We start from the raw sequence: 5,493 nt of genomic DNA on the forward strand, positions 1-5,493 counted from the left end.
ACGTGCTGACCGATCGTTGTCTCCCAGATACCGCTAGCGCAATTGATTCGCTTCGCGTTCAGATCCCTTCTGGTGTTCTCCTTCTTGGCGCACTTGGTCTCTCGAGTTGGCTCGGTGGCCGGTCTGCGCCTTCGCGTGGAGTGGAATGCGGAATGGGCGTCAGGACTCGAAATCGCTCTGAAGCGGTGTTGCGTTGACTAATGCGAGAACGCGTTCACTCGCAGTGCTCGCAGTGTCGTGCCGCGTTAGGAGATGAAGCTGGGGGAAGAGAGGGGCTGCGGGGAAGGGCTCTGATCTACGGTGACGGCGAGAATGGACCTCCGTCACACCAGCACCAAGCGCTACCGCTGACGTTGCGTCTAAGCCGGTGTCGGTCGGATATCGAAGCTTTCGACATCCGACCTAGCGCTAACAACTATCGCCAATAGAAAAACATCACAAACAACAACGATCGCGAACTGCCGCTATTTATCGCGGTACCGCCGCCAATACACGGCGAACTAGCACGACGCATACCGCGACAAATGCTGCGAATGCGATCCAATCGGCTGTCCCGGCAAACCCGCTGCCTACGATCGCCAACGGTGCATCCGAGCCAGTGAAGCCAACCACCATCGCCATCGCTACGCCCACTAGGCTTTCGCCGACAATCAGCCCCGACGCTAACAACACACCGCGTCGCTCAGCGGCGTCCGCATACGGTCCGAAGTCTTTGCCATGCGCTTTCGCACGCGCCTTCATCACTCGGTGCGAAATCCAACCCAATACCGAACCGATCACCAACGCCGAACCAATCGTCGGCGGCAGGTAAATACCAATCCCCACCGCAATCACCGGCAACCGCGCAACGCCACCGCGCTTTGCCAGCATCGCATCGATGGCAATCATCACCAGTCCCACCACCGCGCCAATACCGAGCATCGACCAGTCGAGCTGATGCGTGAAGATGCCCTTGGCGATCGCCGTCATCAGAATGGCCTGCGGCGCCGACAAGGCCTGCGACGGATCCATCCCGGCGCGCGGCAACGCATCCGTAAAGCCATACGCGTTGTAGAGCAGATTCAACACCGGCGGAATCACCGCCGCGCCGACCACGCAACCCACCAGCAACGCCACCTGCTGGCGCCACGGCGTCGCACCCACGAGCCAACCCGTCTTCAGATCTTGCAGGTTGTCGTTCGAAATCGTGGCAATCGCGATAACAGCCGCCGTCGTGAATAGCGCCAGCGCAATCGCCAGCTTGCCGCCGGCCGTCGTATCGAGCAGACCACTCGCCTGGCTCACGCTGAGAATCAACAACGAGACCAGCACCACCGCGACGATACCGATGCCGGAAATCGGACTCGCCGATGACCCGACCAAGCCCGCCATATAACCGCAAGCAGCAGCAACCAAAAAGCCGAAGACCACTGCGAACACCACACTGCAAGCCACCAGCGTCGCAATGCCGCCGACCGACAACGGTGCGTCCGCAAGGAACACACCGAACGTCACCACCCAGACGGCAACGCAAACCAGCGTCAAGCCAATGACCCAGCGCGGCGAAAGATCCTGTTCCGTCCGGCCGAGCTTCACGCCGGTGCCACGAGCCCGAGACTGGCCCAACGCCGCAAACGACGTCTTGACGCCTTCGACCATGGGCTTGGCGAGCGTAATAAGCGTCCACACGGCGGCAACGCCGATGGTGCCCGCGCCAATGAACCGCACCTTGTGCTGCCAGAGCCCGTTCGCGAACGCGGCCATCGCCTGCCCATCGGTATTGGGCGTAATCGACGTCAGCACCGGCACCGCAATGCCCCAGCTCAATAGGATGCCGAGCAGAATCGCCAGACCCGAAACAATACCGATCAGATAGCCCGCCCCGATCAGTGCCAGCGAAAAGCCACTAGTCAGTCGAAAGACCGCCGTGCCAGCAGGAATCCACGCGGTAATGCTTTCCCCAAAAATCTTCAGACCATTCGTGGCGAATGCAAACAACGCCGACACCACGCCACCAAACGCAATCTCACGCACGCCACTGCCACCCGCTGCATTCGATTGACGATCCGACTGACCGTTAGCGGAATTCGAGGCCGACGCATCGTCGCCTTCACTGCCGACACGAAGAATTTCAGCCGCAGCCACACCCTCCGGATAAGGCAGATCGCTGTCCACCACCATCGCGCGTCGCAACGGGATCGTGAAGAGCACACCGAGAATGCCGCCCGATGCGCAAATCGCGAGCGTTAAGCCAAACGGAAAACCTTGCCAATGCCCAATCATCAACAGGCCCGGCAAAACGAAAATGATCGACGAGAGCGTGCCGGCCGCAGACGCCTGCGTCTGCACCATATTGTTCTCGAGGATATTGCCGCCACGCAGCGCGCGCAGCACGGCCATCGAGATTACCGCCGCCGGAATGGACGATGAAAAGGTGAGACCGACTTTCAAGCCGAGATAAACATTGGAGGCGGTGAACACCACAGTGATCAGCGCGCCGAGAATCATGCCGCGTACCGTTAATTCGGGTAGCGAAACTGCGTCGGGAATACGAGTCGGTTGAGAAGCCATGTGTACGAATTAGGGGGGATTTTCGCCCGATGGGAATGTGGCGCAGATTGTATGCGTCCGGCTGTCATGCCGCCAGTCTTGACGGCCGTGATTGTGCGTCTGCTCGAATCCCGCTTCTAAATCCCAAATGCACCGGCTAATCCAATGCAATAACCCATTCGCCACAAGAATTGACCAAATACTGCGCATATCCATCTAGTTTTCGGATGGAATCTAACTTTTCCTAATTCCTTTAATGATGGATGATTCGGGTTTTCCCTTGGGTGATAACAAAGCCCGGATCCGCCAAGGCGAGTACGAACGGATCTGCGCATAAAGGAGTTCTTCGATGTCCAGTCTGCATACCTCTTCGCATCCGGTGCCTCAAACCAGCGACCGTCGTCGCTGGCTGGTACTCGCGATCGTTTCGGTGGCGCTGCTGCTCATCGTGATCGACATGACGGTGCTTTACACGGCACTGCCGCGTCTGACCCACGATCTTGCAGCGACGGCGTCCGCCAAGCTGTGGATCGTCAACGCGTACGCGCTTGTCGTCTCCGGCCTGTTGCTCGGTATGGGCACGCTCGGCGACCGCCTTGGTCACAAGCGTCTGTTCATCGCGGGGCTGGCCGTCTTCGGTATCGCCTCACTGGCGGCGGCTTTCTCGCCCGACGCCAACCTGTTGATCGCCGCTCGCGCACTGCTTGGCGTAGGTGCCGCGATGATGATGCCGGCCACGCTTTCGCTGATTCGCCTCACGTTTGCCGATTCGCGCGAACGTGCGTTGGCCATCGGCATCTGGGCATCGGTCGCGTCAGGCGGTGCCGCGTTTGGCCCGGTCGTCGGTGGTGCGTTGCTCGAACACTTCTGGTGGGGCTCGGTCTTCCTGATTAACGTACCCATCGTGTTGCTCGCGTTGCCGCTGGCGTACTGGCTGATTCCAAAGGGTGGCGCGACGTCGACGCAGCCGTGGGACTGGTTCGGTTCCGTGCTCTTCATGGTGGGGCTGGTCGGTTTGACCTATGCGATCAAGTCGGCTGGTAAGCCTTCGCCTGACTGGTCGACGGTGGGCGTGGCGCTTGTCGTGGGTGGCGTTTTCCTCGCGGCGTTCGTGCGCCGTCAACAACGCAGTGCTCACCCGTTGCTCGACTTCAAACTGTTCCGCAATCCGGCATTCGCAAGTGCTGTCGTCGCGGCGCTGGTCGCGTCGGCATCGCTGATCGGGATGGAACTGGTATTCAGTCAGCGTCTGCAACTGGTACTCGGCTATTCGCCGCTCGAAGCCGGTTGGGCCATCGTGCCGTTGCCGCTCGCTGCCTTCGTCGCCGGGCCGATTGCCGGTCAACTGTTGCCGCGTCTGGGTGGCGCCCGCATGTTGCCGATCGCGTTGCTGATCTCGGGGATCGGGATGGCGGGCTATCTGTTCGTGCGTGACATGGGGCTGATGCCGTCGATCATCACGTTGGCCATTCTCGGCTTTGGCGTCGGCGCGACGATGACCGCCGCGTCGAGCACGATCATGCAGAGTGCGCCGCCGGAACGTGCCGGGATGGCGGCCTCGGTTGAGGAAGTCTCGTACGAACTTGGCGGCGCGTTGGGCGTGACGTTCATGGGCAGTCTGCTGTCGTTCGTGTACGCCCGTGGCATGCAAGTGCCACAGACCGATGCACTGCCGAGCGTAGTGCGCGATAGCCTCGACGAGGCGCAGATCGTTGCCGAACAATTGCCGGCGGCACTCGCCGAGTCGCTCACGCGTCTGGCGAATACCGCCTTTGATCAAGGCTTCAATGCCGTGATCGCGGCGGCAGCCATCTTGCTGATCGCTACCGCCGCGTGGGGCCGCTGGCACGCCCGGGCGCGCTAGTTATTTAAGAACGCGCTGCCCTCAACATCCCGGACATCGCGTGCAGTGCCAGCGGGTAGCACTGCACGCCGAGACCGCAGATCACGCCAGTCGCCACGGTCGAAATCAACGAGTGCCGGTAAATCTCATCGCGCTTGTGGATGTTGGTGATATGCACCTCGATCAACGGGCGCTCGATCAGCTTCGCAGCGTCAAGCACCGGAATGGATCGGAACGAGAAGCCGGCCGGGTTGAGGATGACGCCCGCGCCGGCTTCGAACGCTTCCTGCAACCAGTCGATCATCGTGGCTTCGCTGTTCGTCTGCCGGAACTCGCAACGCAGTTCAAGCTGTGCTGCCACTGACCGCACGGTCGTTTCGATCTCGGCGAGCGTGGTGTGCCCGTAGAGGTGCGGCTCGCGCTTGCCGAGCATGTTGAGGTTCGGTCCGTTGAGGATGTAGACAAGATCGGACATGGTGGTGAATGCGTTTCCCGTGAAAGACAAATAATCAATGGCTGTTGCGCATGCCATGCGCACCGTCGACTGGCGCGACGCGCGAGACATTGGCCGCGCTGCCGGTGCCGCTACCGCTACCGCTACCGAGCGTCGCCAAGTGTTCAGCCTCCGCAGCATCACCCGTGAGCGCATGCGTCGAGTCGGTGCGGTGCATGTCGATGCCGCGCGTCTCCGGCCCAATGAGAATGGCGGCCAGCGAAATCACATTGAGCGTGGCGCACAACGCCACCACAGCCCAAGGTGATCCGTTGCTGATCGAGAGCAGCCAGACCGCGACCATCGGCATCGGCCCGCCCGTGAGCAGATTGGCCCCGGTATAGGCGAGCGCCGAGCCCGAGTAACGGACGTTGGTCGGAAACGCCTCGGCAAAGGCCACCGGCTGAATACCACTCTGGTACTGCGTGAAGCCGAGAAAGAGCCCCATGATCAGCAACATCGGCACGAAGCTGCGCGTATCCAGTACGGAGAAATACACGAGCGAGATCAGCAGCGTGGCGCATGAGCCAATCGCCAGCGCCTTCTTGCGGCCGATCCGATCACTGAGCGTGCCGCCGATCAGCGCACCGAAAATGGCGAAGATATTCGCGCCCATGAGCAGCATGAA

4 protein-coding genes are annotated in these 5,493 nt (G+C 60.8%); 1 reads left to right on the top strand and 3 read right to left on the bottom strand.

Going from position 1 to position 5,493, the window contains the following annotated elements; genetic code table 11:
- Nucleotides 1–468: 468 nt before the first annotated feature.
- On the bottom strand, nucleotides 469–2,550 hold the full coding sequence (locus CDV44_RS26150; RefSeq protein WP_087691557.1) for an OPT family oligopeptide transporter: 2,082 nt from the start codon (nucleotides 2,548–2,550) through the stop codon (nucleotides 469–471).
- Nucleotides 2,551–2,878: 328 nt separating this feature from the next.
- Here CDV44_RS26150 and CDV44_RS26155 point away from each other — a divergent pair, with 328 nt between their 5' ends.
- Nucleotides 2,879–4,393: an MFS transporter gene (locus CDV44_RS26155; protein WP_087691558.1), complete on the top strand. Its 1,515-nt coding sequence runs from the start codon at nucleotides 2,879–2,881 to the stop codon at nucleotides 4,391–4,393.
- Nucleotides 4,394–4,397: 4 nt separating this feature from the next.
- Here the strand turns inward: CDV44_RS26155 and CDV44_RS26160 are convergent, their stop codons facing one another.
- Complete coding sequence (locus tag CDV44_RS26160) at nucleotides 4,398–4,847, bottom strand: type II 3-dehydroquinate dehydratase (protein ID WP_087691559.1); 450 nt, start codon at nucleotides 4,845–4,847, stop codon at nucleotides 4,398–4,400.
- A gap of 34 nt (nucleotides 4,848–4,881) precedes the next feature.
- Nucleotides 4,882–5,493 (bottom strand): MFS transporter (locus CDV44_RS26165; protein ID WP_141118811.1); only part of this gene is annotated, 612 nt, incomplete at its 5' end.

This window comes from Pandoraea sp. PE-S2R-1, from assembly GCF_002179865.1.
Classification (GTDB): Bacteria; Pseudomonadota; Gammaproteobacteria; order Burkholderiales; family Burkholderiaceae; genus Pandoraea.

Excerpts from the sequence above, each read along its gene's own strand:
- CDV44_RS26155 (WP_087691558.1), top strand. The coding sequence starts at position 2,879 with ATGTCCAGTCTGCATACCTCTTCGCATCCGGTGCCTCAAACCAGCGAC.
- CDV44_RS26160 (WP_087691559.1), bottom strand. The coding sequence starts at position 4,847 with ATGTCCGATCTTGTCTACATCCTCAACGGACCGAACCTCAACATGCTC.
- CDV44_RS26150 (WP_087691557.1), bottom strand. The coding sequence starts at position 2,550 with ATGGCTTCTCAACCGACTCGTATTCCCGACGCAGTTTCGCTACCCGAA.